A 26,180-nucleotide genomic window follows, 5' to 3' on the forward strand; every position below is an offset into this window, starting at 1 on the left:
AGTACTCTATAATAACTTCAGGATAAACATAACTGACATTCCCAGACCCAAGGTGACGATAATATTACGGCTCTTATAGGCCACAAAAGCAGCAACTATACCCGCAATCAGGTAATGGTTGTGTAAACTAATATCCAAATATCCTTTAGGCAAAAGTAACAAAGGTATAATTAAGGACGTCAATATTGCCACTGGGACATATTTTAACCATCTGTTTAACCAAATTGGAACCCCTGTAAACCGGAACAAAGCTAGCGCACCAAATCTGGTGAAATATGTAACCAAGGTCATCCCTATAATGATGTATAAAACTTCACTGCGCATGCTCGCTATCCCCCTCTAATAAACCCCCTATTAAACTGGCTATAAGGCAGGCGATAATAATATACCATTTACCTGGTAAGTAAAGGGCAGCAAATACTGAAACCACTGCAGCTATACCGAATACAATTAGACTGATGCGGTCTGCCAACAGCGGTATCAGTAATACCAAAAAAGTTGCCGGCATGGCAAAATCAAGCCCCCAAGTTAAAGGGTCGGAAATGTATCCCCCCAAAACTACCCCGGTAACAGTAGACAAAACCCAAACTAAATAAAGTACAATACTCACAGTCAATTGATAAGGCACACTGTATCCGGTCTTGTGAATTCGGCTAATGGTCAAGGCATAGGCTTCATCGGTCAAAAAGAATGCCAGGAATGCTTGAAGAGGAAAAGGCAGTCTAACCATATAGGGCGCCAAAGATGATCCCATGATCAAGTGGCGTAAGTTTACCAGTAAGGTTGTAAACATAAGAATTCCCCAGCCCGTTATGCCTGCGCCCAGCATGGTAATGCCAATAAACTGTGACGCACCGGCAAAAACAAAAACAGACATTAGAATAGTTTCTATTCCTGACATTTTTGCTGTAAGCCCCATTATCCCACAGGTGATACCAAAGGGCACTACCCCAAGCACCACTGGGGTGCATTCGCGAAGTGCAACCCATACTTCTTCTGCTAGTTCGTTCTTACCTGAGAGGAGATTTGATAGCAGCATAATCATCCACCTACCTTTAATATTTCTTTAAATCTTAACGAGTAGCCAAAATATTGTAAATATCCAATTGTGCTTATATAATATAAATTGGATACAAAATAAGGAGAAATACTAAATGGATATATCCAAATACCTAAATAGCGCAGAATTGGATACCTTTAATAAGCAACCGCTCTATCTGCAAATTTCCTTACTCATTGCTGACAAAATCCAAAAACAAATCCTGCCTTCAGGTACGAAGCTGCCCCCTGAACGGGAATTAGCTGACCTCTTTGCTGTAAGCCGTACAACTGCTATCAATGCCTATCGTAAGTTGGAACAGCAGGGATTGGTATGGACAAAAGTGGGCAGCGGGACTTATGTAGCCCAAGCACGTGATTTAGAGTCTTTATCTGAAGTTCCCTGGCCCCAACTGTTTACTGCCTATCCTCAAAACCCGTTAGCGTCAATCCTGAGGGATCTGGTTTCAACTAATGCTCCGGGTACTATATCTCTAGCCGCAGGTATGCCTGATCCGGCCCTTTATCCTCTGGAAACCTTTACCGAGTTATTTAACCACAATATTGGAACTGTCCCCCCTGCAGATTTTGGACATATTCCTACAGAAGGTTATTACCCATTGAGAAGGGCAATTGCCGCAATGTTGAGCGAGAAGGGGATACAGGCTTCGACGGAGAACATACTAACTCTCTCAGGATCCCAACAAGGCTTATATTTACTAAGTAAAGTGTTATTGGAACCTGGCGACTATGTTGTGATGGAAACACCAACCTTTATCGGTGCTATCCAAGTTTTTCAGGCTGCAGGAGCAAGGGTTTTAAGCCTGCCTTACTCGGAAAAATTTTCAATAGAGCTGTTGGAGGACTTTCTCATTCGCTACCGGCCGAAATTGTTATATATCATCCCTACCTATCAAAACCCGACCGGCAGGGTAATGCCGGAACATGAGCGCAAAGATTTGGTAAAACTCGCAAAACGTCATCGGCTTGTTATAGTGGAAGATGACCCTTACAGCGATTTGTGTTATGGTGAACAGCCGCCTCAGGCTCTTAAAGCAATGGATTCCTACGGAGGAGTAGTTTATCTGGGGACTTTCTCAAAAATTCTATTCCCAGGTTTACGTACAGGCTATCTTACAGGTCCGCCTGTTTTGATCAATCGGCTTGCCTTAGAAAAACAGTTTATTGACCTGCACTCAAACAACATAGCCCAATGGCTTGTGACGATGTTCTTAAATGAAGGGAAGCTTGCAGAGCATCTGACCAAGGTTCGGAAAGAATACAAAAAACGCCGAGATACAATGGCAAAAGCTCTCCGGCATTTGTGTGTAAAAGATATTGATTTTACCGTACCAGAGGGAGGGTTTTACTTTTGGTGTAAGTTAAAACAAGCGGGCACTTCCCAACAACTCTTACAAGCTGCTGCAAAAAACCGAATTTCCTTTGTCCCTGGCGAAGCTTTCCATACAGTACCCACCCCTGGTAAAGAGTTTCGTCTCTGTTTTACAACTCACAATGAAACCTTTTTGATTGAAAGCGTGCAGCGCTTAGCCAAAACCTTGACACAAATAACAAAAAAGGATAACGATAACGATGCACCACCTTCTTCGGTATGGCCGATTATTTAACCTAGCGAGGAAGAATTAGACAAACAAAACTCCCACCTTTGTTGATTTCAACGAAAGGTGGGGTTAACAAATTCCCTACTTAAACTTTATTAATTCGGCTGAACGTTTAAGTTGTTCATCTAGAACCTTAGCATATATTCTTGTTGTTCTGGGGTCGGTATGTCCTAAAGCGTCTTGTACAATTGCAAGGTTTTCCGTTTCACGGAGTAGCAATGTGGCAAAGGTTGAACGCATTTTATGTGCGCTAAAACCGTCAGTATTATGTCCCAATGTCTTAAGAATTTCCATATATTTTGTTATAAGATTTTGTACTGCTCTTGTGCTTATGCGTTTTCCTTGCATGGAGAGAAATAATGCTTCTGATTTGCCTTGAGCATATCGTTGTCGTTCATTTTGAAGATAATCGTCCAATGCTTCCTTGATTTCAGTATTAAAGTAAACGACAGTTTCTTTATTTCCTTTACGAATAACTTCAAAGTAGCCTTTACTAAGGTTTGTAGTTGTGAGATTAAGATGACAGAGTTCGGATAAACGCAATCCTGTACCAATAAAGGTTAGAAATATTGCGTAATTGCGTTTTTCAGTATATGCGTGATATTTAAGTTGTTCCTTAGATAAACCAACACCGTTCTGTAAAACGTCAGTTAGGTCAGCAATTTCATTAGGCTCAAGAGCTTTAGGAAGCTTTTGGTTGACATTAATCGGATCTAGTTTGATAGTAACATCTTTAGAAATCATATCCTCGCGCAGCAAATAACGATAAAGGGATTTTATGACTGCTTGTTTACGAGCGAGAGCGCGCACACCATTATTGCGTTCAACGCTGGCCCAGCTCAAATAAGCTTCGATGTCGCGGTGTCCAATGTTTTCAACTAGTAATAAGCTTACGTCAACAGGAGAAGAGGGGAAAGAAGCCTTAGAATTGCATAGGTACTGAAAAAATAAACGAAGTTCATTGGTATAGGCATATTGGGTATTTTTTGACTTATTTATGACTGCAAGGTGATTAATATAATCTTGTGCGAAATGTGGAAGGGGAGAGGAAGTTAACCCATTATTATGATTCAAGAGAACCGTACCTCCGTCAGTTTGATACAACATAGCGATTATTCTAAGTAAATTATTATCGATAATTATATATATAAACCTTACAACATTCAATTATGCCAATAAAGATTATTTTAGCGCATAGTTGAAGGGAAGACTTACGTAGACTTGATAAATTCCAAGGGGAAATGGTTGAGTAAAGAAAATTTCTTATTGAGGCAGTTATTGCAGGTATGGCTTATACATGCAATGCAGTCGTGCTTTTGGTGAATATTCTTCGAGAATATTCATCTCTGGTTGAACGGTATATTGTGGAAAGGGGAGCCGATTGGGCATCTTGGAGTACGTGTTTGTGAACTATGCAGAAACGATTTTATTCAAGTTTCTCATCCTTACAGGTTGGTTTGAATTGACAGCAGACAAACGAAAGTGTAATTTTGTGATCAGCAGGAAAGAGAACCTAAAAAGTCGAAATAATATGTTATGAGATGATAAACCTAACATACAAATTTGAGTGGAATACATACGCCTCTCTGTGGGCAGTCATGTCAATAGAAGGGAGTAGCCCAGCAGTTTAAAATTAACATTGAGATGTACAAGCGGATATGATAATCTTTCTAAGGATGAGAGCGAGTTGAAGCATTTAGACCATTGTCAAAGCTAAAAACAACACTATTTAGAGTCCGCGTTGGCAAAAAGGAAGATAAATGAGTCCGAGGCCAGTGAAATTTGGGTAGATGAAAACAAAGGTCCAGATATACAGAGAAGGAAAGGTTGGAAGAGATGGATTTAACCACGGTATTATTTAGCTTTATTGGGGGGCTGGGACTTTTCCTTTTCGGTATTAAATCAATGTCAGAGGGATTACAAGCCGTAGCCGGAGATCGGTTAAGGGTTATCCTGGAAAAAGGGACCAAAACACCACTTCGCAGTGTTTTAACGGGCGCATTGGTTACAGCATTGATCCAAAGCAGTAGTGGTACCACTGTCCTAACGATTGGACTCGTTAACGCAGGATTGTTGACACTTAGACAATCTATCGGAATTATTATGGGTGCTAATATCGGAACGACGCTTACGGCTTACCTCATTGGTTTTAAACTTGAACACTATGCCTTACCGGTCATTGCCCTTGGGGTATTCCTTCTGTTCTTCTTTAAAACTAAGCGAGTAAACTATCTTGGACAAATACTTCTAGGATTTGGTCTTCTCTTTTATGGAATGGACATTATGGGCGATGGTTTAAATCCCCTGCGAAGTTCCCCCTTCTTTATTGGTTTGATGACCGATGTCGAAAATAATCCTCTGCTTGGGGTACTTGTCGGAACAATCTTCACTCTTGTTGTTCAGAGTAGTAGTGCAACCATTGGTGTCTTACAGGAGCTTGCGAATCAAGGAGTTATTACTTACTCTCAAGCAGTACCCATTCTATTTGGAGATAATATTGGGACGACCATCACGGCAATCCTGGCTGGAATTGGGGCTTCGGTCATGGCCAGAAGAGCAGCTGCAACTCATTTAATCTTTAATTTAATCGGTACAGCCATCTTTTTACCGCTCTTCCTAGTGGGCATTTTCCCTAAACTCGTCATTTTATTAACCAACTATATATATGTCCTGATTCCTGGGTTTGAGGGAACTTGGAATACACTGGGAATAAAACTTCAAATTGCTCAAACTCATGGTGTCTTCAATCTATTAAATACTTGTATTCAATTGCCTTTTATTGCATTTATGGCAAATATTGTAAATAAAGTTGTTCCTGGGAATGAGGGAGAGGAAATAGTTATCATCAATGCAAAGCCTAAATATTTAGAACCTCGTTTATTTGGTAATCCTTCTATGGCTCTGGCCAATGCTAGCCGCGAGGCCTTGCGGATGGGCAGGATGGCGGGAGAAGCATATGAAAATTCAAAAGACTACTTTTTTGATCATAACCCACATAGTAAACACTTAACAGGTCAATTTGAAGCTGGGATCGATAAGCTTGAAAACGAGATCACAGACTACGTCTTAAACATTACATCCGGTAAAATGCTCACGTCTGAGCAATCGAACCAGAGTTATCGGATTCTGCAAGTGATTGGTGACATAGAACGAGTAGGAGACCACGCCACTAATCTCGTGGAACTTGCTGATTATGCTATCGAATCAAAAGTTAAATTCTCAGAACAAGCCAATAGTGATCTTATGAATATGTTTGAGAAAGTCCAAGAGATCTTCAGGATGTCCTTAGAAGTATTAAAAACTGATGATATTGCTTTATCTGAGAAAGTACTCAAATATGACGATATTATTGACGATCTAGAAATTAGTTTGCGTAAGAGGCATATAGAACGTCTCAGTCAAGGGACTTGTAATGGAAGTTACGGTGCTACTTTCCTTAATATCATTAGTAATCTAGAACGTATTGGCGATCACTCTGTAAATATTGCAAAATACACTCTTTTACACAGGAAAAACTAAAACTGTTTGCATTTGAAAGGGTTGAATCTCAGAGCATTTATTAACTTAAAAGGATTAACGAGGTTTATGTAATATGATACATGAACCTTGTTTTTATTTTAGTAGGATCAATCTTTAAAACTGTATATTTCGTTTAGCCCAGGGGTAGGGGATTAGGAACTTCATTCTATTATTACTAGGAACTGTAATTGTGGTTGTTTCATAATGTTTATTATTTTTAAGCACTATATACTTTTGATAAAGTCAATGATAACATGTAAATAATTGAATTAATAATAAAGCTAAGGGAGTTCTATTGGTATGATCCGAGTTTGGTCGTTATTTGCAATGATAATTATAGCAATCATGCATTCTGCACTTACACACTTCGTGGGCGTACCCTTCTTTAACAGCATTATCGTTAAATGCTTGATACTGGGTATCGTTTTTGGACTAATAAATTACATAGTTGCGGAAGTGTTTGTCAGGAGACTCAATAAACTTAAAAAGATCAATAAGCAACTAAGAGTAAAGCTTAAGACTGATAATTTAATGGGAATACTCAATCGAAGAGCTTTCGATGATGATATTGAAAATTTAGAACATATCGATCCATACTCATTAATTTTCATTGACATAGACAATTTTCGGGATTTCAATAATCGTTTTGGCCACGATGTTGGAGACAGCGTGCTAGTTAAAGTAGGAAAAACAATTCAGGATAGTGTTCGTACGAGCGACCGAGTATACAGATATGGCGGAGAAGAAATAGTTTTGCTTTTAAGAGACTGTGATAAAAGGAACGCTTGGAAGATGGCCGAAACGATCCGCTCAGAAATAAGTGAGCTTGATAATGGATCATACCCTCAAATCACCATTTCCTTGGGAGTTTCAAGTTACCCCTACGATGGCAAAACTATTAACGATCTAATTTCCGCTTCTGATCAAGCACTCTTAAGAGCTAAACAAAATGGAAAGAATTGTACTATTTTATGTTAGCCTATAAGCCATGAAAATGAAATACACAAATCATCGAAGAAGGGACCCTGACATATTAGGGTCCCTTCTTCATGTTAATTCTTGGACCAACGCATCTACATAATAAACTACACGTTTAGAGATAATAATTTGAAGTGGTGGCATAGAGACGTAGTCCTGGGCCAAGGTATTCCCACCGCAAAAGGAGGGCATTTAGATAATGTTCAAGAGCAGAAAAATAGTTGCGGGGCTTATTATCGTTGTTGCTTTACTAAGCATACCTTTCTTCTATAATTTAGGAAAATCCAACAAGGCGCCTCTAATAGATTTGGATACTCCAGCTATTCGGCAACTAGAGGTTAAGGAGTGTATCGAGTCAACGGAATTTATGAAAGCTAATCACATGAAACTTCTGTACCAATGGAGAGAAGAAGGCGTGCGTGAGGGCAAAACGGAGTATGTGAATAGTAAAGGGGAAGCATATAGGCTTAGCTTTCAAACTTGCTTGAACTGTCATTATAATCCGGGAGTAAAAACGTCTGATCAATTCTGTGTTTCGTGCCATAACTACGCTGCTGTAAAGCCGAATTGTTGGGATTGTCATTTGTTACCAGACCCTCATCCCGATTGACCTCTACAATTTAATGTGTGGATGAAAGTTTGAACAAGATATAAAGCAATTAAAAATTGGGATTTATGAAATTATGAAGATGGGATGCAGTAAAATTGAGGATGGGGGATTAAAAGGGAGGCTGGATGCTGCACCATTATGATTAATTCAGGTGAAAGCACGCCTCCTATATTTATTATTTAAGACCTTTGTCATAGGGAATGCCTTCAGCTTTAGGAGCCCGGGATTTTTTAGATGTAAATGCGAGAACAACCATAGTTGCAACATAAGGCAGCATTTTGTAATAGGTTTGATTAATGTTTAAATCACCTAAGAAGGGGACCAAAGCAATTGAATAGGCCACCGTGCGAAGAAATGCGAAGAATAACGCTGCGAGTAGAATCTTAAAAGGCTTCCATTGTCCGAATATCATAACAGCAAGTGCCAGAAAGCCGAATCCTGCAACCCCTGTATGACCATTAGTGTTCCCATTCATAACCCCAACTGCATAGAAGAATCCGCCAATACCTCCGAGGATCCCAGAAAGGCCCACACCAGCAAAGCGCATGAAATAAACATTTATTCCAACTGAGTCAGCGGCATGTGGATGTTCGCCACAGGCGCGTAGGCGCAGACCAAACTTTGTTTTATAAAATACGATAGCAGATATAACAAGCAACACAATGCCAATGTACACAGTAATATACGTATTTTGAAATAATAATTTACCTAGAACTGGTATTTCGCTTAGGGAAGGCACTTCTTTAATATAAAAATTTTTGTTTGTGGTGATACCGTCACTGTTGAAGAACATTTTTGAAAACAATAGAATTGCTGCGGGAACTAACATATTCAGTGCCGTACCGGTAATAGTCTGGTCTGCTTTCATAGTTACAGCAGCAAGGGATAACAACAACGAATATAGAAATCCCGCAGTTGCTGCAACGAGCATACCCAGAAGCAATATTACCTGTACGTCCATGGAGGCACCTTGGACAAAGTAAATAAAGAAGCAACCAAAAAATGCACCGAACAGCATAATACCCTCCAGGGCAATATTGATGACACCACTACGTTCACTGAACATACCGCCCAAGGCCACCAAAAGCAGGGGAATGGCAACTGGAAGCGTATTCTGAATCAGATAATAAAATGTATCTATCGTTTACGCTCCCTCCTTTGGATCAACAGGCAGAAATTTTTTTGATCGGTTTTTCCTGAAAAGATTATTTATAAGGTTGCCAACCATAGTATTCATAAGCATAGCAAAGGCTGAAAAATATATAATAACCGCAATCACAACATCTATGATCTCTGGTTTATAGCCGTAGAGACTTGCTAGTGTACCACCGCGCTGAATGTGAGAGACAAAAAGTGCAGAAAAAATAATTCCGATGGGGCTGGAGTTGCCTAGGAGGGCTACTGCAATACCATTAAAACCGTTCGCAGCAATTACGCTTACCGGCTCATAGGTCATACTGCTTCCAGCGATGGTCGACGGTGCTAAAATAGCAAATGCTCCGCCAAGCCCTGCCATGCCACCTGCAATTACCATCGTTAGTATGATATTGCGTTTACCGTTCATACCGGCGTAGGCGCTGGCATATTTGTTAAAGCCCGTTGCTTTTAGTTCATAACCAAAGTTAGTTTTATTTAGAATAATAAATAATATTAGTGCCGCAATAATAGCAATGAAAATAGAAATATTAACACTGGAATTAGTAATTCCAAGAGAGGGTATTTGTGCCGACGTGGGGAGGTAGGAAGTTCTGGTTTTCGAGGAAATATACATCGTTGCGTTTCCTTGAATAAGCATATCTACCAGATACATACCGATATAGTTGAACATTATGGAGGTAATAACTTCATTAACGTTCAGCAATGCCTTAAATATACCGGGGATCAAGCCCCAAAGCATTCCACCGGCCATACCGGCCAGAACACAGACTAACCAGTGAACACTGTCGGGTAACTTCCACATAAACCCTACATACAAGGCAAAGAACATGCCCATTGTATACTGGCCCGAAGCCCCAATGTTAAATAAGCCCATTTTAAAGGCAAAGCCTACAGCCAGACCTGTCATTAAGATAGGAGTTGCATAATAAAACACATCCCCAATGCGTTTGAAACCACCCAACAACAGTATCTGAAATCCTAAAAATGAGTTGGCAGGGCTGGCGACAGTCATAATGATATATCCAAAAACAAGCCCCAGCAATATAGCAAGCAGCACTGCAGTAAATGCCGAAAAACCTCTAGTTTTCCCCACCTTTTTGATATTGTCCTGCATTGTCATTCTCCTTTGCAATGCTGCTTTTGGCACCTGACATGTACAGACCAAGTTCTTGAACAGTGGTTGTCATGGCGTCTAGCTCACCAACTATTTCTCCTTCATACATTACAATAATTCTATCGCTTAAATTCATGACCTCCTCCAGCTCGTGAGAAATCAACAAGACCGCTTTTCCGGCATCACGTCTTGCGATGAGCTGTTTATGTATGTATTCGATAGCCCCAATATCAAGACCTCGGGTAGGTTGTACTGCAATTAGCAGCTCATGTTCCTTGTCAATTTCCCGAGCAAGAATTGCCTTTTGCTGGTTTCCGCCCGACATACTTCGCATGGGAGTAATCGCCCCTTGTCCGCTGCGAACATCATATTGCTTAATCAACTTTTCGGCATATGAGCGCACGGCATTGCTTTTAATAAATCCGAAATGCTGAAACTCAGGCCGCCAATAACGCTGCAGAACCAGATTTTCTTCTAATGAATAATCAAGTACGAGACCATACTTGTGGCGATCCTCCGGAATGTGGCTCATACCTGACTTTGATCGAGTGCGAATCGTCGCCTTTGTAATATCTCTGCCGCAAAGAGTGATAATTCCATTGCTTGTTTTTTCAAGCCCTGTAAGCCCCGAGACAAACTCAGTTTGTCCGTTTCCGTCGATACCGGCAAGACAAAGGATTTCACCTGCTCGTACATCGAAACTAACGTTTTTTACAGCATTGTTGTTATGAATCTTGGAGGAAACTGTAATATTCTTTACAGATAGAACAACATCGCCGAGTTCCTTAGTTTCTTTATGCACCTTGAAGTTCACATTTCGTCCAACCATCATTTTTGAAAGTTCTTCCTTTGTGGTATCTTTTATTGCAACGTCACCCATTAATTTACCCTTGCGCAGTACAGTGCAACGATCGGCAACAGCCATAATCTCATTCAATTTATGGGTTATAAACAAAATTGATTTACCTTCTCTGGCAAATTCCCGCATTATTTCCATGAGCTCATCAATTTCCTGCGGGGTTAAAACTGCAGTTGGTTCATCAAAAATCAAAATATCATTTTCACGATACAGCATTTTCAAGATCTCAACACGTTGCTGCATTCCAACTGAAATCTGTTCAATTAAAGCATCGGGGTTTACTTCAAATCCGTACTGTTCACTTAGTTTTATAACCCTTTTCCGGGCTTCTTTCTTTTGCAAGAAGCCCATCTTATTGGGCTCAACTCCTAGAATGATATTTTCAAGAACCGTAAAAATATCTATAAGTTTAAAGTGCTGATGTACCATGCCAATGCCCAAATTGTTGGCGTCATTGGGATTATTAATTTTAACGACCATACCATTCTTCCTGATTTCCCCTTTTTCGGCCTGGTATAAGCCAAAAAGAACGCTCATAAGTGTCGATTTTCCCGCACCGTTTTCCCCTAACAAGGCATGGATTTCGCCCTTTCTTAAACATAGGGTAATATCATCATTGGCTGTAATGCCCGGAAATTCTTTAGTTATATTGAGCATTTCAATAATATAGTTTTCCATAATTAACCTCTTTATGTTTTTTAAAAGTTAATATCCTAAAAGGGGAAAGGCATTTGCCCTTCCCCTTTAAAGGGCTTCTACTTACATAAGGCTCAGGCCAATATGTGGGCAGCAAAACTATAATTATTATTATCTTACCTCAACAGTAACCTTTGAAAGTTTGAGGCTGGAAACAAGCTCCTTAGCTGTTGCATAACCGTTAGTATCAGCAACCTTGATGGTACGGACAGGATCTACCGAACCCTTAGCTAGTGATGCATATATAGCGTCATAGTCGTTTTGGGTGAATGATTTGAATCTGTCAAAAGCATTGCCGTCTTGTTGTCCGATAATCGTTGTTGGAAGACCTACACCATTGTTGGCTGCATTGAAATAGGTAGATTTTCCTGCGAAGGTGCTCCAGCTGTTGGTTTTATAGATGGTTTCAAGAACTTGTATAACAGAAGCTCCAAGACCTTTGGTTGCAGATGTAATAACAGTATCGCTCTCATATCTCTGGTCGACGTCAACGCCGATAACTTTTTTTCCTGCTTCAGCAGAGGCCGACATGATACTTTTACCTACTGAACCGCCGCAAGCAAAGATAACCTCTGTCCCTTCCTGATACATGGTTTTTGCTGTTGCTTTATTGGTATCAGTTTCTGCAAAATCTCCAGTATAATGATAAGTAACAGAAATTGCACCTGCAGGAAGGCCTAATTTTACCGCGGCAGCCTCGGCGCCCTGCAAATATCCATAGCCAAATGCTTGAACAGCCGGAACTGCCATACCTCCCATAAAACCAAGCTTTTTCATGCCGTCCATAACAGCGGCATAGCCGGCCAGATAACCGGGCTCTTCTTCAGAGTATAGAATGCTGGCAACATTATCATTCGTTTTAAAGGTTGCGTAATCAGCAGTATGAGGTGTTCCATCTAAGAGGATAAACTTTACATCAGGGTACCTTGTCTGTGCTTCGTAAATCGGAACCTCAAACAGAAAACCCGGTGTTACAATTACCTTAGCGCCACCGGTTACAGCCAAATCAATAGCTGCAAGATAGCCTGCGTCAGACGCTTCTTCAGGCTTATAATACTTGTGAGTAATTTTGTTTTCCTCAGCAAAGGCAACTACGCCTTCCCAGGAGCCTTGGTTAAAGGACTTGTCATCGATGTTGCCTTTGTCAGTAATGAGTGCGATTTCGAAGCCTTTGCTTGTTGCACCACCTTCACTAGTTGTACCACCGCAGCCAGTAACCATCGCGATGCAAAACAGAAAAAGAACCGCCAGTATTGCCGAAAATCTTTTCATTATACTCCTCCTCCTATAATCTGGATATGATAGTTACTACCAAATGTATTTTACAACCCTTATATAAATTACAACTATTTTCCTATTGTTTATATAAAGTCTGGCTTTGCGAACTAAGTCATCTAATAATGGTTGACTAAGTCAGATAAATGTGCTATTTTTAGTGAAATAACTATTGAGGGGCAACCATATGAATTCAACATATACACCATTGGTTCATACCATTCGAAGCTTTAATCGATTTTACACTAATATCCTTGGACTTTTAGATCATCATATGCTTGACAGTGATTTTTCCCTGTCTGAAGCTCGTGTATTGTACGAAATTGGGCATATGGAGAATTGTACTTCTAAAAAATTAATTGAGGAACTAAGAATCGACTCAGGCTATCTAAGCAGGATTATAAAACGCTTTGATAAGCGCAATTTAACTTATAGAGTACAGTCCACTGAGGATGGCCGATTGTATTATCTTTATCTTACCGATAATGGAAAAGAGACGCTTTCAAAGCTGGATAATCGATCTGATCAACAAATCTATCAGATGATTGTACAATTACAGGAGCAAAACCAAAAAAGGCTTATTGAAGGTATGCAAGCGATTGAAAGTGCGCTGTCAAGAGATTCTGTTTCCAGAAACGAAAAGATAAACTTGCGTTACGAGTTGATGCCTGGAGATGTAGGTCAGCTAATTCATCTGCATGGTTGGATATATGCCCAAGAATGTGGGTATAACCATGTTTTTGAAGGCTATGTTTGTAAGACCTTATCTAACTTCTTTGAAAACTATAGTCCGCAGAAGGATAGGTTTTGGTTTGCTGAAGTTGACGGAGAGATGATAGGAGCTATTGCAATCGTCGGACATTCGGAAGAAAAAGCTCAGCTTAGGTGGTTTATACTTCATCCCAAATATCGAGGAATAGGTCTTGGCAACAAGCTGTTGAATGAAGCCATGCAATACTGTAGAGAGAAGGGGTATAAAAATTTATTTTTGGTGACCACGGAAGACCAAAAAACAGCTATAAAAATGTACTTGAAAGCTGGATTCAGAAAAGTGGCCGCGAATGAAAATCATGCCTGGGGCAAGGATTTGATTGAGCAGACCTTTGAGTTGAATTTACCATAATTATGCCTAAATAAGTCAGCACTTTAGCCTTAGCCCTTAACCCATTAAACATCCGATGTGGGGTCCCTTGTCAAGTCTAACCCAGAGGCTTAATTCACCTCGGATTATTCATTATTTCCCCTGTCTGCTTGACAGGGGGCAGTTCACTCATCATCGGCTGTTCTTAATATTCGTTTATAAAATTCTCTAAAGTTAAGCCTAACCTAACTTATTAAGCCTTTATCTCGATACTGAGCCAAATACCGACGCAGTGTATGCTCTGACAAACCTGATTGCTCACAAAGGGCAACTTTAAGCTGATTTGAAGCCTTAAACCAAGAAGAAAAATGTGAACCTACTAAACCCCGTAACTGAATGTTTATGGGGTTTTTGTTATTTAATTTTCGTTGCTTCCAATATCATGATGATTTTCTGTGTAATTGTAAATAAGCTATGAAATCTATGAATACTTAGTAAAGCTTTTCAATATAAATGATTATAGGCTAATTACTTTCAAAATCGAATAATTAGAGATTCGAAGCTTAGAGAGGGTTTGAGGACGTGATAGAAGGTAAGGAAAACTGGGTAAAGTTGGAGAGGAATCTCCGCCAGATAGAATTATTTTTGGATCAGAAAACGCGGAAGTATCTGATTTTAAAAGGCATTTCGAATGCCCGCTTTATTTTGCTTGTCGAGGTATACTTTAACCCTGGCCTTTCATTAACTGAACTTTATGAAAAAATGTGTGTAACTCTCAGTACCGTAAGTAATCTTACTGATCAACTGGTTATTAGCGGGCTGTTGAGAAGGGAAAGACGTTCAGATGACCGCAGGGTTATTGAACTAAATCTTACCCAGGAAGGACATAATTTGCTCGAAGATATTCTTAAGTACAGATACAGCCTTATTAAAAATATCCTGGAAGTAATGCCAAACGGGAGCGTAAGCAGCTTTGTTAAGATTATCGAAGAATTCGTCTCTCACGTCTAAAACGGAAAAAGCGGGAAAACATTTCTGTTCATAGGAAGGGGGCGGAGAAGAAATGAATTATAGGGAGAAAAGTAATATCTCTCAAAAATCCGGAACAAAGGAGAAAGGGTATTATATTTACTGTATTCTGCAGGGCAGTACAGCTCTGATAGAAGACCATAAGGGAATCGATGGTATTGGCAAACTTTTTTTAAAAAATTATCGCAACCTTACTGCTGTTGTCAGCGAAGTGGAACTTGATACTTTTAAAGCACAAATAGCAGCAGTAGGCGAAGAAATTGATAGGGAGTGGATTGAGGAAAAAGCGCAAACTCATGAAAAAATAGTTGAGAGATTGATGAAAGAGAATGCTCTTCTACCAGCAAGGTTCTGTTCAATTGTGAGGAAAAAAGAAGATATCATAGCTTATATGGCTGACAATTACCATGAGTATGAGAGAGCGCTTGAAAGATTGAAAGGACGAGAGGAGTGGGGAGTTAAGGCATACTTCAGTTTTGAAAAGTTTAAACAGTTCATTATCGATAATACTCCAGAAATCAGGGAAAGAAGAGAAATGCTTGCCTTTATGTCAATCAAGGCCACCTTTCTCATTCAGCGCAAAATAGACAACCTGATTAAGGAACATATGGACAAACGTCTTCAGGGGATTATTCCACACATTGTAGAGATCCTGCGAGATGCGAGCGAGCAGGAGTCAATTGGGGCTGCGGAAATTATCAATCAAGAGCAGGTAGATAATTCGCTGCTTTTTAAGGCTTCTTACCTTGTTGAAAAAAACTTATTTCCTGCTTTCAACCATAAGCTGCACAAATTATCCGCTGAACTTGAACCAGAGGGGATGACTTTGGTTGTTAGCGGGCCATGGCCCCCGTATTCCTTTGTTGAAGATAAGAAAAATTCAGATCTTGAGCGATCTTTGGTACGAATGCTCTTTCCTATAAGATTGGCCGGAAAGAATTAAAACCAGTTAAAGAAAAGAGGACGTTAAGATGATGGAAGCAGTTCGGGACAAAAATGACAGGTCTTCCCTTGTAGATGTGATAGACAGGCTTTTGGATAAAGGATTGGTAATTAATGCAGATATTACTGTATCTGTAGCCGGAGTGGAACTATTGGGGGTAAAGGTTAGGGCCGCCCTGGCCTCTTTTGCAACTGCAGCAAAGTATGGCCTTGAATTTCCCTCTGGTACCGATTACCAGACTGAAGCGTGGAGGGTGGCACAAGCCGGTGTGGAGACATGCCCTCAGTGCGGCAAGGAAGTAAGTAAAGAAGAGTTACTCACTGAGTGTTGTCCTTGGTGCGGCTGGATCAGCGCCAAAGCTGAGCTGAGATTAAAAGAGAGGGAGATAGCAGAGATGCAGAGAATATCTGCGCCTATCCCGCCTATGCTTCAAAGATAATGCTTTTACATGTAATGATAGAACCGGGCGTGGAGGAGAGGCAGGATGGAGCAACGAGGAAAAAGACCTATTCAAAAAGAAGAGTTAAGGCTATTCATGGAGGCCCTGGATGAGAAGAGCAAGAGAATATTCTGGCATTTCCGATGTCATGGACATGTCAAGCTTGCCGAACTGACTGAACTTATTAATGCTTCTAATAATATGGAGGTCTTATACAGACTGAGAGAGGTAATAAATCCCCTGGCTGTAAGCATTTTGGGCAGGCCTTTGGTAGATTTTTGTGAATCCAGGCTTGACCGCGTTACCGGAAAAAAGGTGCTTTTTCATTGGTGGTTGCTGGATTTTACAGAAGCTAACCAACTTCTGACAGAACTCGGAGGGAAACCTGCCTTGGATCTCTTTGATGAACATGACCATATTGTCATAATCTCTGAGGTATCTCCCTCATTGACAGTAAGTGATCGAGTGAAAGTGGAGCAGAGGCCGGGTATCTTAAGTATCAGGCTGGATAAACTCCGATAAAATCCAGGGAGGAGGGGGAGTGGCCATGGCAATTGACATTAATGAGGACAATTTGAAACACGGCTTACTGGGCTTGGTTATGGCTCTGGTAGAGATTATTAGAGATTCTCTGAAACACCAAGCCCGTGAAAGAATGAAAAGTGGGATTTTAGCGGATAAGGAGATGGAGAGATTAGGGAGGGCTTTAATGGAACTCGATATAGCCATTGAGGAAATAAAAGAGGAACAGGGAATTACCGAATCGGTAAAGGGTGTAAGAGATGGATTGGATGAAATTGTAGATAGTGTTGTAGACCGGCTTCTAAATCCTGAGAGATGGGCGGAAGAAGCGGATCAGTGAATGCGTTTACGCTAAAGCTGAACATCGAGACTTCGGTGGAGGAGTCTACCCTGAAGTAGATAAGGAACACCCACTTAAAGTGGGTGTCTTGGAATTGATAAAGGACAACTGGAATTAGTCTTTAGGCAAAGGCAGGGTTGATTATGGAGTATCTATATCTAGCGATGTTTCTCCAGGAGCTTGGCAAGGAGATTAACGAAACAAATATACAAAGGATTTTTGCTGCTTTGGACATGGAAGCGGATGAGGCTAAAGTTCAGTTTTTGATCCCCGCATTGTCCGTTTTAACAACGGTTAATCGGAAAACGATCAAGAAAACAGCGGAATCTTCTCTTGGTCAGCAGATCAGTTATTTGCAGAAACGATTTGAGGTTTTGGAAAACTCTCTGACAAAAGCTAATGAGAAGAAGACATTCCCCAAATACGAGGAGTCGGGACCACTAGCAGTTAACGCGGACAAAGAAAAGATGAAAGAGGCAGACGAACCTGAGCATGTAGTTAATCCCTATCCTGTTGGGCATCTTGAAGACAAAGGACCAGAAACAGTGAATGAATCCTTTGGATACAAAAAGAAAGAGACTGTGCAGAAACAACCTGCCCGGTACGTGTATGGTATAGCCGATCAAGGAATAAAGGAGCATCTGGGACCAATAGGTCTGGATGGTAAGGAAGTTTATACAATTCCCTATAAAGACACCTGTGTTATTGTTCACGACTGCTTAGCTGAGCCTTACAAATCAGAGGATGAGAACGTAGTAAAGGAATGGCTGTTCACCCAGCAGGAAGTACTGGATTCGGTAGCGGAGAAGTTCGGAGTGGTGCTTCCGATGAGCTTCGATATGATCGTAGAGGGAAAGAACGGAAGTGATCCTGATCAAGAGGTAAGGGAATGGCTGGAAAAAAATTATGAGAATTTTCGCGTAAAGATGTCTGTTCTTAAGGACAAGCAGGAATATGGAGTTCAGGTCATTCTGGACACAGGCATTTTAAGTGAAAAACTCATTGCAACAGATGAAATACTGAAAATCAAAAAGGCAGAGATCGACACTAAACCGGAAGGAATTGCCTATATGGAGAAAGAAATTTTGAAGGACCTGTTGAAGGAAAAGGTTGAGGAGAGTGCTGATCAGTACTTCAGGGAGTTTTACCACAGGATAAAAAAATACACGGAGGACATTGTCTTAGGAAAGGCTAAAAAAGTTGGGGGAAATCAGCAAATGCTGATGAATCTGTCATGTTTAGTGAAAAAAGACAGGGTCGGCGAATTAGGAAATGAGCTGGAGAAGATTGAAAACGTCGATGGTATTTCGGTAAGATTTAGTGGCCCCTGGGCGCCTTACAGCTTTGTCACTCCTGAAAAGGGGGTGACAAGCAATGGAGAAGACCAGTCTGAATAGTGGCGAAGAGTTGATCTTAAAGGCTCAAGGCCACTTACAGTTTGGAGCCTCCTGGAAGCAGGGCCATTTTTTCCTTACTAACCGACGGCTATTTTTCACCCCTATTGCTAAAAAGCTATTTGAAGTCAGCCTGGATCAGATTACAGAAATGAGCATTGCCAAAAGAAGCTGGCTGCTGGGGGTGAGAGTGAAACAGTTATGTATTAGCTACAGCGCTGGCCTTGAGACGGAGAAAGTCTGCATAACCTTGGCAGAACCCAAGAAATGGGTTGAGGAGATTAAAGAAAGTATGACACTTATGCTGGCCGAAAGGTGGAGTTACAATGGAGCCAACCCGGAGCTCCCAGGCAACACTGAATGACCTGCTGGATAGAATCCTTGACAAGGGTATTCTGTTAAATACAGACCTGATTATATCGGTAGCCGGGATTCCCCTCTTGGGTGTTAATCTCAAACTGGCTCTGGCAGGGATGGAAACCATGTTGGAATACGGTATCATGCAGGATTGGGATGAAGCCCAGCGTGCTGTGGCTATGAAAGAAACAGAAATTGATAGGCCTGCCCTGGGGAAAGATGAATATATCATTTTTTCCGTATTTGGAACCCACTGGTACAGCAAGGGGATCTACAACAGTTGGCGGGCAGGCACACTATACATTACCAATAAAAGGCTGATCCAGTTCAGGAAAATGCCCTCTGAAGTTTTATTTGAAGTGTACTATGAAGAGATCAAGGCGATGGCTCTTCGGGAAAGGGATCACTTCACAGGCAGCAGGCGTAAAGAGCTCCATCTCCTGTTAAGGGAAGACGAAGTAGCCCAGCTGCACACTAAAAATTCCGAGGCTTTGAGAAAAGTCTTGGTAGACGCCATTAAAGCAAAGGGACTAAGCCTGGCAGAGAATCTTGCCTTCCCGGATAAAAAAGAAGTGCCTGGCGACTTTCTAGAGCAGGAGGAGGAGGTGCATCATTCGGGCCAGATGTGGCATCAGGTCTCCTTTTTGGCGGATGGAAACACGCGCTACCAATGGAAACCGGGACACTTATATCTCACGAATAAGAGGCTCTGTTGGTGGTATGATTTTGAAAGAAAGCTGCTTTTGGAGATTCCTTCTGAAAAGCTTCAACACGTTACCGTGCAAAATGTCCAGTTTGGAAGTGCACCAGTGGAGGAAAAGTCTCTGATTGTATTATATAAAGAGGGAAAAGAAAATAAAGTGGTCTGCTTTTCATTCAATGAAGCTTCCCTGGGGGAATGGGAGAAAGTGATTGGAGAACTGACCAAGGAGCATGAAGCCGGAAGAGGGATGGAAACATGTCCCAGGTGCGGGAGAAAAGCAACCAGAGCAGATTTGCTCGTAAACGGCTGTTCACGGTGCGGTTGGGTGAGTCACAGGATCCAATAAGGGGAAAGTTTATAAGCATGAAGGGGGAGCAAACCGGGATGACAGGCGTGTATTTCAGTCAGGAAACTAAAATCTCCCTGAGAGTACAAGAAGCTGGGGCCAGAGAAGTGGGACGTGGTATTGCAAGAATGGATCCGGAGGATATCAGCTTGTTAGGTGTAGAGGTTGGTGATATTATTTCTATCTTCGGCAAAGAGGATGCCGCTGCCAAGGTCCTGCCAGCCCATAAGGAATACCGAGGTAAATCGATTCTCCAGATCGATGGAATCCTGCGCGCTAATGCTGGGGTCGGCATTGATGACGAAGTGGTTGTGGGAAAAAGCACATGCACTATAGCCCGTTCTGTTACTTTATCTCCAATCAGTGAAGACTGTAACCCCAATCAGAGATGGGATACCGAATATATAGGCAAATTGCTGGAAGGTTTGCCTGTGAGGCAAGGCAACCGGGTCCGGGTCGCACTTTTTGGCTCAAAATCTGCGGATTTTATAGTGACTAAGACGTCTCCAGGTGAGGTTGTACTGATCCATGCTTGTACAGCATTGGAAATTGAAAGTACTGCCGATGAGCGGAAAGGTAGAGTCCGAATTGCTTATGAGGATATCGGAGGACTTCATCCTAAACTACAGCGAGTACGGGAAATGATCGAGCTTCCCTTCAGATTTCCGGAGATATTTGAACAGATTGGGATAGCTCCTCCCAAAGGTGTATTGCTTTACGGCCCTCCGGGAACGGGTAAAACCTTGATTGCCCGGGCTATAGCCTCGGAAACCGAGGCCCATTTCATTGCAGTAAACGGACCTGAAATCATTCATAAGTTTTATGGAGAGAGTGAGGCCAAATTACGGGGTGTGTTCGAGGAAGCTGCCAGTAAGGCGCCTGCCATCATCTTCATTGATGAAATTGATGCGCTTGCGCCAAAACGGACTGAGGTATCCGGAGAGCTCGAGAAGAGGGTTGTCGGCCAGCTTTTAGCGATGATGGACGGACTGGAAAAACGCAAGCAGGTGGTGGTTATTGGGGCGACGAATATTCCTGATGCCTTAGACCCGGCCCTGAGGAGACCGGGCAGGTTTGACAGGGAAATCTCCATCAGTGTACCTGATAAAGGCGGAAGGAGAGAAATTCTTGAAATTCATACAAGGGGAATGCTTCTGGCGAAGGACGTTGATTTAGGAAAGCTTGCTGAGATCACACATGGATTTGTCGGAGCAGATCTGGAGGCTTTATGTCGGGAAGCAGGGATGTTTGCTGTCCGAGAGATTCTTCCGGAAATAGATTTTCACCGGAACTTTATACCCAAGGAGAGCTTACTTAGGCTGGGGGTCAACATGGACCATTTTACCTGTGCCATGAGGGAGATCGAGCCTTCTGCCATCCGTGAGGTATTTGTTGAGGTTCCAAATGTAATGTGGGAGGATATAGGTGGGTTAAGTGAGATAAAGGAAGCACTGAAGAAAGCAATTGAGTGGCCGCTTAAATATCGAGAACTTTTCGACCATGTAAAGAGTCGAAATCCGAAAGGTATTTTATTAGCAGGACCTCCCGGGACTGGTAAGACCCTCATCGCTAAGGCCGTGGCCTCTGTGAGCAACGCAAACTTCATTTCAGTTAAAGGTCCGGCTCTTTTTACTAAATGGGTGGGTGAGTCAGAAAAGAGATTGAGAGAAATCTTTAAAAAGGCGAAGCAGGCTGCTCCTTGTATAATATTTTTCGATGAGATTGATGCCATGACGAGTGCCAGGGATTCGGGGGCCTCTGATTCAGGTGTGGGTCAAAGGGTTATCAGTCAGTTGCTGACCGAACTTGATGGGGTAGAAGAACTGAAAGGCGTTGTTGTCCTGGCTGCCACCAACCGGATAGACCTAGTAGACCCTGCCCTCTTGAGACAGGGCAGGTTTGATCACATCTTTCAAATTTCTGAACCTGATGAGTTGGAGAGATGTGAGATCTTTAAAATTCATCTGAGAGGCAGGCCCGTGGCTGAGGCAGTGAATATCGAAGAACTGGCAGGTCATACTGCCGGGTTTGCCGGTTCTGATATTTACGGCATATGTGAAAAAGCAGCGCTAAAGGCTATGGATAGGTTTATCACAAGTGGTGAGGATTGCCTGGATAATTTGGTGATTAGTGCAGAGGATATGCATTTAGCGATAAATGAGGTAATCCGTATCAAAAAATAAAAACACAAGAGTAATACATTTTCTGAGAAATTTCCTCCTGCATAAGATTTGGCTTGAGCGATATTTTCTTTCAGTGCTTTAGCAGCGCCGTCTATGTCTTTATGAGCATCCATATATTCAGCTATATGATAGCGTGCTTCTAGTTGGAAAGGATAAACGAGTAAAACGTTCACGGTCATGGATCGGGGCGCATAATTAGCACGATGCCAAGTTAACAGATGTCGCAGGGGCGAGGTTATAGACAGCATCAAAAGAGTTGTCAGTAACCCCGTCCCTGCGACATGATATAGTTCGTATCTGATTGAATGATGACGGTTCAATGGTAACGGGAATGGAATTTAAAAAATACAAACTAAAAAAGAAGTTGATATGTTGGTGTCAGACATTGGAAGCATGTTATAGTAGGGGGAACAAGGGTTAGGAGGTTTGTTTAAGTGGTTGAATTTATAATGAATTGGCTGGTGAGCTATGGGCTCAATGAGGGTGTCGCTGAATACCTGTCGACAGGGATTTTAGTGGTATTGATTGGTTTGCTGAGTATTCTGGCAAATTTCATTGCCAAAAGAATCGTTCTCCGAGTTTTACCTCATTTTATCAAGAAGATAAAATTTACCTGGAACACGATTATTTTGGAGCGAAAAGTGTTCCATAAATTATCTCACATCGTACCGGCCATTATCATATATTCCTTTGCCCCAGCCTTTACGGAGCAGATGACAAGGGTAATTCAGAAGTTTTCATTTGTTTATATTATCTTAGTAGGAATTACAGTTATTGATGAAGTATTAAATGCATTAGAGGATATCTATAGGAATTATGAGGTTTCTAAACATAAACCAATCAAGGGATACCTTCAGGTTGTGAAGATTTTTGTCTACATCTTAGGTGGAATTCTGATTATTGCTACGATCATGGGGCAAAGTCCCCTCTTATTATTCAGTGGTATCGGAGCATTAACGGCTGTTTTTCTCTTGATTTTCAAGGATTCGTTACTCGGCCTGGTTGCGGGTGTTCAGTTGTCTTCGAATGACATGATCCGATTAGGTGACTGGATCGAAATGCCTAAATACGGTGCGAACGGAGATGTCATCGATATCTCATTAGTAACCGTTAAGGTTGAAAATTTCGATAAAACGATTACGACGATTCCAACATATGCGCTAATCTCGGATTCTTTCAAGAACTGGCGGGGTATGACACAGTCAGGCGGCAGGCGAATCAACCGTTCTGTCTATATCGATACGACAAGCATTAGTTTTTGCACAGATGAAATGTTGGATAAATTCCAGGAGATCGAGTGTCTATCTGACTATATACGAACCAAAAAACATGAAATAGCCCAATATAACCTAGAGAAAAAGATCGACACCTCTAATTCGGTGAATGGCAGACATCTAACCAACATTGGGGTCTTCAGGATCTATATAGAGAGTTACCTAAGAAATCATCCGAAGATACATAAGGACATGATACAGATGGTCAGACAATTGCCTCCTGAAGAACATGGCTTACCACTTGAAGTGTACGTATTTACCAATGATACTGACTGGGTATCGTATGAAATTGTACAGTCCGATATTTTCGATCATTTATTAGCGGTCGTACCTCAATTTAGTCTTAGGCTCTACCAGAGCCCAACTGGCTATGATATTAGCCAAGCTGTGAAGGATCTTGCCTAGCCGTTCAATCATAAGAGACCAATGACGTCTGTCACCGTGAAAAAGAAGAGAAGCTCATCAGCTTTACGCAGAGTGAGCTATGCAAGATAGAGTTTCATGCAGAGGTCTGTGTTTAACGACTTTGTAACAAGGAACTGTTGTGGGCAGGACGTTTTGGCTCAAGATAGGTGATAAAGTACTAGCTAATTATTTTGGCTTTGATACAAAAACGGACAAATAATCTGCTTTAGGGCTTGCCTGGCCAGATTATTTGTCCAAATTCTTAAAAGCGCTTTCTTAAGGCATCAAGCACCTAGTCCACATTCTGGAGGGAGTTAAAGTGGCCGAAACTAAAGTCCTCAATGTGAACTATTATCATATTGTCTACAGAGAGTAACAGCAGCTAACAATCTTCCAGCGGATTTCTGACTTCGTAGGGCCGCATCATATCATTGTCTTCGTGGTCGAGAATATGGCAGTGCCAAACATAACCTGGCTCCGCGGCAGGATTGAAGGGAAATTGATTAATGCCGGGGATTGAGACCACCTCGGCTTGAGGCGCGAATCGGATCCTGATCGTAGTTACTTGTCCGGGATAGGCTTGAATGGTATCCTTCCAGCCATCTTCATGAGCGGGTGGGTTAATTGGTCCATCCAGGAGGTAAGGTTCCACGGGTAACACTTTAGTTGGATGCTCAAGTGGAGGCTCACCGTTGAGGGCTAACCAATCGCTCGTATATTTGTTAACCAAAAAGCCCTGACGACTGATCAACCGGAATTGAATTAAGTGGATGTGAATCGGATGAGCCCCTCCCGTTAGGTTGACAATTTGCCAGTCCTCGGTAGATCCTACTAAGGGTAATTCGGAGGTAGGCATATGCCATTTATGACCGTCCAGCAAAAATTCTAAGGGTCCCGTAGGGCCTAGAACCAGATTGAGAGTCAGGGTTCGTTTTTTTCTGTCACGTTTGAGCGGGTATAGAATATTCAAGATTTTTGGCAATGGTGGGGGTAGGACAGCGGGCTTGTTCAGCACAGTAAACTGCATAAGTTGGCCTGTTGTCTGGGGATCCGGTGGATTCCCATTAGGGAACGGAGCATTGGCAGTATTAGTCATAATTAATTTAGTGCCCGGTGTTAGCTGGGAGAAGTCTATAAGGATGTCAACTCTTTCGCTAGGCGCAATGAGCAAGGCGTCGAGCTGAACAGGTTTCGGCAGGTAGCCACCATCTGTGCCAATTTGCACAAATGGCATCTGATTTGAGAAGGCCATATTATAGAAACGATCATTAGATCCGTTCAAAATTCGAAAACGGTATTGCCTGGGTTCGACATCCAAATTGGGCCATACCTTGCCATTTATCATAATCGTATTACCTAAAAACCCTGGTATCCAGTAGGGATGAACATTCGGAACGAGTCCATTACTGGGATACGCCAAGGAGCCGTCGTCAAAGAAGGATCTGTCTTGGATGACCATGGGTATCTCATATTTGCCTTGCGGCAGCACGGAATGCTTTTCATCGAGGTGATTTTGAGGGTCCCGTAATAAATAGAAACCGGCCAGTCCCATCATGACATTAAGTCGGGTCATGCCTATCGAATGGTCATGATACCATAAAGTCGTCGGTTCCTGCTCATTAGCGTAATGATACCGTGATTTAACAAAGGTTGGTCCGGTTATGGCTTCCCCGGCGGTAAACCATGCTTCGGGGAACCCATCAGATGATGGCTCAGTTTCTCCGCCGTGCAAGTGGGGTACCATAGGCACGGGACTTTGAGCTAAAGGAAATCCTGGCGGAAACGGTGGGAAGGGGGGCATAGGCATTTCCATTTTATTGGGGTTAGCCCAATGAAGAGTAGGATCTACAGCCAAGGGATGGGGTTCGGTCAGGTTGTTAATCCATTGCACATTGATGGGAATGTGTCTTTTGGCTTCAAAGGTTGGACTAGGTGTTGACTTGAAATCAGGTATGATCTCATCTGTTTCAGGAATTCTGACTTTGCCCCCATAACCCCACACGGTTGTCTCAGGGAAACCTTCCGGTAGAATTTGCTGGGTGAACTGACTGACTGTCACCTTATAATCGTGGCTTTTTATTTTACCGCTAATCGGGTGCTTAACAACTCTTGGCATAAAGACAGGCGGGACAAAAAAATGGTTTACAAACTTCGGAATAGTTGTCGGATCAAGGGGATTTGGCGCTAAACTCCCGGCTCCATTTAAATGAGTTTCCTCTGGGTCGCTTTCAACCTCATCTGCTGACTTATCTTCTTCTCTGTTAACAGAGAAGGGGGGGGTTAGGTCAGCAGTGA

The 26,180-nt window shown here is 41.9% G+C and carries 23 protein-coding genes; 15 read left to right on the forward strand and 8 right to left on the reverse strand.

What is annotated here, in order from left to right:
* Nucleotides 1-6: 6 nt before the first annotated feature.
* Both LJE72_RS03110 and LJE72_RS03115 read right to left on the reverse strand, forming a co-directional pair.
* On the reverse strand, nucleotides 7-324 hold the full coding sequence (locus tag LJE72_RS03110) for an AzlD domain-containing protein (RefSeq protein WP_229246166.1): 318 nt from the start codon (nucleotides 322-324) through the stop codon (nucleotides 7-9).
* Nucleotides 314-1,039, reverse strand: coding sequence for an AzlC family ABC transporter permease (locus LJE72_RS03115; protein WP_229246167.1), 726 nt, complete (start codon nucleotides 1,037-1,039; stop codon nucleotides 314-316). Before LJE72_RS03115 ends, LJE72_RS03110 begins: the two co-directional genes overlap by 11 nt.
* Nucleotides 1,040-1,154: 115 nt before the next feature.
* On the opposite strand from LJE72_RS03115, the gene pdxR reads away from it, so the two are divergent.
* Entirely contained in the window at nucleotides 1,155-2,666 is a 1,512-nt protein-coding gene (gene pdxR, locus LJE72_RS03120) for a MocR-like pyridoxine biosynthesis transcription factor PdxR (protein WP_229246168.1), read from the forward strand.
* 75 nt (nucleotides 2,667-2,741) lie between these two features.
* On the opposite strand, the gene LJE72_RS03125 is transcribed toward pdxR, so the two are convergent.
* Nucleotides 2,742-3,734, reverse strand: a complete 993-nt coding sequence (locus LJE72_RS03125; protein ID WP_229246169.1) for a tyrosine-type recombinase/integrase — start codon at nucleotides 3,732-3,734, stop codon at nucleotides 2,742-2,744.
* Between the two features lie 762 nt (nucleotides 3,735-4,496).
* Here LJE72_RS03125 and LJE72_RS03130 point away from each other — a divergent pair.
* The 3 genes from LJE72_RS03130 (at nucleotide 4,497) to dsrJ (ending at nucleotide 7,767) form a co-directional block, all read left to right on the forward strand.
* A complete protein-coding gene (locus tag LJE72_RS03130; RefSeq protein ID WP_229246232.1) occupies nucleotides 4,497-6,179 on the forward strand; it encodes a Na/Pi cotransporter family protein in 1,683 nt (560 codons plus the stop codon).
* A gap of 300 nt (nucleotides 6,180-6,479) precedes the next feature.
* Nucleotides 6,480-7,157: a GGDEF domain-containing protein gene (locus tag LJE72_RS03135; RefSeq protein ID WP_229246170.1), complete on the forward strand. Its 678-nt coding sequence runs from the start codon at nucleotides 6,480-6,482 to the stop codon at nucleotides 7,155-7,157.
* Between the two features lie 199 nt (nucleotides 7,158-7,356).
* The gene (dsrJ, locus tag LJE72_RS03140) at nucleotides 7,357-7,767 is read left to right on the forward strand and encodes a sulfate reduction electron transfer complex DsrMKJOP subunit DsrJ (protein WP_229246171.1); all 411 of its coding nucleotides are present in this window, start codon (nucleotides 7,357-7,359) and stop codon (nucleotides 7,765-7,767) included.
* Nucleotides 7,768-7,942: 175 nt separating this feature from the next.
* Here the strand turns inward: dsrJ and LJE72_RS03145 are convergent, their stop codons facing one another.
* From LJE72_RS03145 to LJE72_RS03160, 4 genes are all read right to left on the reverse strand, one after another.
* Nucleotides 7,943-8,908, reverse strand: a complete 966-nt coding sequence (locus LJE72_RS03145) for an ABC transporter permease (RefSeq protein ID WP_229246233.1) — start codon at nucleotides 8,906-8,908, stop codon at nucleotides 7,943-7,945.
* 3 nt (nucleotides 8,909-8,911) lie between these two features.
* Nucleotides 8,912-10,039 (reverse strand): ABC transporter permease, encoded by a 1,128-nt coding sequence (locus LJE72_RS03150; RefSeq protein ID WP_229246172.1) that lies wholly within the window; start codon nucleotides 10,037-10,039, stop codon nucleotides 8,912-8,914.
* The gene (locus LJE72_RS03155) at nucleotides 10,005-11,576 is read right to left on the reverse strand and encodes an ABC transporter ATP-binding protein (RefSeq protein ID WP_229246173.1); all 1,572 of its coding nucleotides are present in this window, start codon (nucleotides 11,574-11,576) and stop codon (nucleotides 10,005-10,007) included. Before LJE72_RS03155 ends, LJE72_RS03150 begins: the two co-directional genes overlap by 35 nt.
* 129 nt (nucleotides 11,577-11,705) lie before the next feature.
* On the reverse strand, nucleotides 11,706-12,866 hold the full coding sequence (locus tag LJE72_RS03160; protein WP_229246174.1) for a BMP family lipoprotein: 1,161 nt from the start codon (nucleotides 12,864-12,866) through the stop codon (nucleotides 11,706-11,708).
* 190 nt (nucleotides 12,867-13,056) lie between these two features.
* Between LJE72_RS03160 and LJE72_RS03165 the strand changes: the two genes are divergently transcribed.
* The 11 genes from LJE72_RS03165 (at nucleotide 13,057) to LJE72_RS03215 (ending at nucleotide 23,885) form a co-directional block, all read left to right on the forward strand.
* Complete coding sequence (locus tag LJE72_RS03165; protein ID WP_229246175.1) at nucleotides 13,057-13,992, forward strand: bifunctional helix-turn-helix transcriptional regulator/GNAT family N-acetyltransferase; 936 nt, start codon at nucleotides 13,057-13,059, stop codon at nucleotides 13,990-13,992.
* A gap of 540 nt (nucleotides 13,993-14,532) precedes the next feature.
* The gene (locus tag LJE72_RS03170) at nucleotides 14,533-14,961 is read left to right on the forward strand and encodes a MarR family winged helix-turn-helix transcriptional regulator (protein WP_229246176.1); all 429 of its coding nucleotides are present in this window, start codon (nucleotides 14,533-14,535) and stop codon (nucleotides 14,959-14,961) included.
* Between the two features lie 52 nt (nucleotides 14,962-15,013).
* Nucleotides 15,014-15,922, forward strand: coding sequence for a GvpL/GvpF family gas vesicle protein (locus LJE72_RS03175; RefSeq protein ID WP_229246177.1), 909 nt, complete (start codon nucleotides 15,014-15,016; stop codon nucleotides 15,920-15,922).
* A 28-nt stretch (nucleotides 15,923-15,950) separates the two neighbouring features.
* The gene (locus tag LJE72_RS03180; RefSeq protein WP_282437819.1) at nucleotides 15,951-16,361 is read left to right on the forward strand and encodes a gas vesicle protein; all 411 of its coding nucleotides are present in this window, start codon (nucleotides 15,951-15,953) and stop codon (nucleotides 16,359-16,361) included.
* A gap of 45 nt (nucleotides 16,362-16,406) precedes the next feature.
* Complete coding sequence (locus LJE72_RS03185) at nucleotides 16,407-16,883, forward strand: hypothetical protein (protein ID WP_229246178.1); 477 nt, start codon at nucleotides 16,407-16,409, stop codon at nucleotides 16,881-16,883.
* A 25-nt stretch (nucleotides 16,884-16,908) separates the two neighbouring features.
* Nucleotides 16,909-17,223, forward strand: coding sequence for a gas vesicle protein K (locus tag LJE72_RS03190; protein WP_135548358.1), 315 nt, complete (start codon nucleotides 16,909-16,911; stop codon nucleotides 17,221-17,223).
* Between the two features lie 143 nt (nucleotides 17,224-17,366).
* Nucleotides 17,367-18,620 carry a GvpL/GvpF family gas vesicle protein gene (locus LJE72_RS03195; RefSeq protein ID WP_229246179.1) on the forward strand — a complete coding sequence of 418 codons (1,254 nt, stop codon included), beginning with the start codon at nucleotides 17,367-17,369 and terminating at the stop codon, nucleotides 18,618-18,620.
* A complete protein-coding gene (locus tag LJE72_RS03200; RefSeq protein ID WP_229246180.1) occupies nucleotides 18,598-18,981 on the forward strand; it encodes a hypothetical protein in 384 nt (127 codons plus the stop codon). Before LJE72_RS03195 ends, LJE72_RS03200 begins: the two co-directional genes overlap by 23 nt.
* Entirely contained in the window at nucleotides 18,944-20,023 is a 1,080-nt protein-coding gene (locus tag LJE72_RS03205) for a gas vesicle protein (RefSeq protein ID WP_229246181.1), read from the forward strand. Before LJE72_RS03200 ends, LJE72_RS03205 begins: the two co-directional genes overlap by 38 nt.
* Complete coding sequence (locus tag LJE72_RS03210; protein WP_229246182.1) at nucleotides 19,933-22,206, forward strand: CDC48 family AAA ATPase; 2,274 nt, start codon at nucleotides 19,933-19,935, stop codon at nucleotides 22,204-22,206. Before LJE72_RS03205 ends, LJE72_RS03210 begins: the two co-directional genes overlap by 91 nt.
* Before the next feature lie 434 nt (nucleotides 22,207-22,640).
* A complete protein-coding gene (locus LJE72_RS03215; protein WP_229246183.1) occupies nucleotides 22,641-23,885 on the forward strand; it encodes a mechanosensitive ion channel family protein in 1,245 nt (414 codons plus the stop codon).
* A gap of 382 nt (nucleotides 23,886-24,267) precedes the next feature.
* Here the strand turns inward: LJE72_RS03215 and LJE72_RS03220 are convergent, their stop codons facing one another.
* Nucleotides 24,268-26,043, reverse strand: a complete 1,776-nt coding sequence (locus LJE72_RS03220) for a multicopper oxidase family protein (RefSeq protein ID WP_229246235.1) — start codon at nucleotides 26,041-26,043, stop codon at nucleotides 24,268-24,270.
* Between the last annotated feature and the right edge of the window lie 137 nt (nucleotides 26,044-26,180).

Source organism: Desulfosporosinus shakirovi (assembly GCF_020595055.1).
Classification (GTDB): domain Bacteria; phylum Bacillota; class Desulfitobacteriia; order Desulfitobacteriales; family Desulfitobacteriaceae; genus Desulfosporosinus; species Desulfosporosinus shakirovi.

Coding starts and splice junctions, on each gene's coding strand:
- pdxR (WP_229246168.1), top strand. CDS start 1,155: ATGGATATATCCAAATACCTAAATAGCGCAGAATTGGATACCTTTAAT.
- LJE72_RS03165 (WP_229246175.1), top strand. CDS start 13,057: ATGAATTCAACATATACACCATTGGTTCATACCATTCGAAGCTTTAAT.
- LJE72_RS03160 (WP_229246174.1), bottom strand. CDS start 12,866: ATGAAAAGATTTTCGGCAATACTGGCGGTTCTTTTTCTGTTTTGCATC.
- LJE72_RS03205 (WP_229246181.1), top strand. CDS start 18,944: ATGGAGCCAACCCGGAGCTCCCAGGCAACACTGAATGACCTGCTGGAT.
- LJE72_RS03195 (WP_229246179.1), top strand. CDS start 17,367: ATGGAGTATCTATATCTAGCGATGTTTCTCCAGGAGCTTGGCAAGGAG.
- LJE72_RS03135 (WP_229246170.1), top strand. CDS start 6,480: ATGATCCGAGTTTGGTCGTTATTTGCAATGATAATTATAGCAATCATG.
- LJE72_RS03115 (WP_229246167.1), bottom strand. CDS start 1,039: ATGCTGCTATCAAATCTCCTCTCAGGTAAGAACGAACTAGCAGAAGAA.
- LJE72_RS03210 (WP_229246182.1), top strand. CDS start 19,933: ATGTCCCAGGTGCGGGAGAAAAGCAACCAGAGCAGATTTGCTCGTAAA.
- LJE72_RS03130 (WP_229246232.1), top strand. CDS start 4,497: ATGGATTTAACCACGGTATTATTTAGCTTTATTGGGGGGCTGGGACTT.
- LJE72_RS03110 (WP_229246166.1), bottom strand. CDS start 324: ATGCGCAGTGAAGTTTTATACATCATTATAGGGATGACCTTGGTTACA.
- LJE72_RS03185 (WP_229246178.1), top strand. CDS start 16,407: ATGGAGCAACGAGGAAAAAGACCTATTCAAAAAGAAGAGTTAAGGCTA.
- LJE72_RS03190 (WP_135548358.1), top strand. CDS start 16,909: ATGGCAATTGACATTAATGAGGACAATTTGAAACACGGCTTACTGGGC.
- LJE72_RS03155 (WP_229246173.1), bottom strand. CDS start 11,576: ATGGAAAACTATATTATTGAAATGCTCAATATAACTAAAGAATTTCCG.
- LJE72_RS03150 (WP_229246172.1), bottom strand. CDS start 10,039: ATGCAGGACAATATCAAAAAGGTGGGGAAAACTAGAGGTTTTTCGGCA.
- dsrJ (WP_229246171.1), top strand. CDS start 7,357: ATGTTCAAGAGCAGAAAAATAGTTGCGGGGCTTATTATCGTTGTTGCT.
- LJE72_RS03180 (WP_282437819.1), top strand. CDS start 15,951: ATGATGGAAGCAGTTCGGGACAAAAATGACAGGTCTTCCCTTGTAGAT.
- LJE72_RS03200 (WP_229246180.1), top strand. CDS start 18,598: ATGGAGAAGACCAGTCTGAATAGTGGCGAAGAGTTGATCTTAAAGGCT.
- LJE72_RS03175 (WP_229246177.1), top strand. CDS start 15,014: ATGAATTATAGGGAGAAAAGTAATATCTCTCAAAAATCCGGAACAAAG.